The 1,419-nt window shown below is 66.7% G+C and carries 1 protein-coding gene; it reads right to left on the reverse strand.

The features are described from left to right. Positions 1–55 precede the first annotated feature (55 nt). Positions 56–1,300, reverse strand: coding sequence for an IS256 family transposase (locus AB0H28_RS30075; protein WP_358047521.1), 1,245 nt, complete (start codon positions 1,298–1,300; stop codon positions 56–58). Positions 1,301–1,419 lie beyond the last annotated feature (119 nt).

A 1,419-nucleotide genomic window follows, 5' to 3' on the forward strand; every position in this document is an offset into this window, starting at 1 on the left:
GGTCACGTCCGCGCTGGTGGTGTAAGAGACGGCCATCGCTGGATCCGGTCTGATGCTATGCGGCGATCGGGGTGTGATCGGCCTGTTCGGTGTCGTGTTGGTCTGGCTGGATGGTGACGAGGCGGGCTTTGGCGAGGATTTCCAGGCCCATGTAGCGGCGTCCCTCGGTCCACTCGTCGGTCTGCTCGGCGAGGACCGCGCCGACGAGGCGGATGACCGCCGCCCGGTTCGGGAAGATCCCGACGACGTCGGTGCGCCGGCGGATCTCCTTGTTCAGCCGTTCCTGCGGATTGTTCGACCAGATCTGGCGCCAGATCTCACGCGGGAAACCGGTGAAGGCCAGGAGGTCCTCTCGGGCGTTGGCGAGGTGGTCAGCGGCGGTCGGGAACTTCGCCTCGATGGTGCTCACGACTCGGTCGAACTGGGCCCGCACGGCGTCGGCGTCGGGCTGGTCGAAGATCGTCCGCACGAGGGTGGCGATCCACGGCTGCGCCGACTTGGGCACCTTGGTGAGCAGGTTGCGCAGGTAGTGGGTGCGGCAGCGTTGCCAGGCCGCGCCGGGCAGCGCGGCACCGATCGCGCCCACGAGACCGCGGTGAGCATCGGAGATGACCAGCTGAACCCCGGACAGGCCGCGGGCGGTCAACGACCGTAGGAACGCCAGCCAGCCGGCGCCGTCCTCGTCGGAGGCGACGTCCAGGCCGAGGACTTCGCGTTGACCATCGGCGTTGACTCCGACCGCGACGAGCGCGTGGACGTTGACGGTTCGGCCATGCTCGCGGACCTTCATCGTCAACGCGTCCATCCACACGAACGGGTAATGGGCGGCGTCCAACGGCCGGTTGCGGAACGCCTCCACCTGCGTGTCCAGATGCGTGGCCATCTCCGACACCTGCGACTTGGACAACTGCCGAACACCGAGCTGCTCGACCAGCTTCTCCACCCGACGAGTCGACACCCCGAGCAGATACGAGGTGGCCACGACCGACACCAACGCCTGCTCGGCTCGCCGACGGTGCAAAAGCAGCCAGTCCGGAAAGTACGAACCGGCGCGCAGCTTCGGCACCGCCAGATCGATCGTGCCCGCCCGGGTGTCCCACTCCCGCGTCCGGTAACCGTTACGCGAGTTGACCCGCTCCTCACTGCGCTGCCCATACCCGGCACCGCAGATCGCATCCGCCTCGGCGGACATCAACGCCTGCGCAAACGTCTTCACCATCGCCCGCAACACATCCGGCGACGCGCCCTCGATCTGCTCGCGCAGCAGGTCAGCAGGGTTCACACTCTCTGATGCGGCCATCGCGTTCTCTCTTCCTTCTCTGACTTGGTCGTCTTGAAGGATCGACGCGGTGGCCGTCTCTCATCTACGCAACACGCCCATCACGGGCAAGTCGTACACCACTCCCGTGGACGCAACCG

The organism is Micromonospora sp. NPDC050980, assembly GCF_040653835.1.
Lineage (GTDB): Bacteria > Actinomycetota > Actinomycetes > Mycobacteriales > Micromonosporaceae > Micromonospora.

Bases quoted from the DNA above. Each gene is read 5' to 3' on its own strand.
- AB0H28_RS30075 (WP_358047521.1), bottom strand. From the start codon at position 1,300: ATGGCCGCATCAGAGAGTGTGAACCCTGCTGACCTGCTGCGCGAGCAG.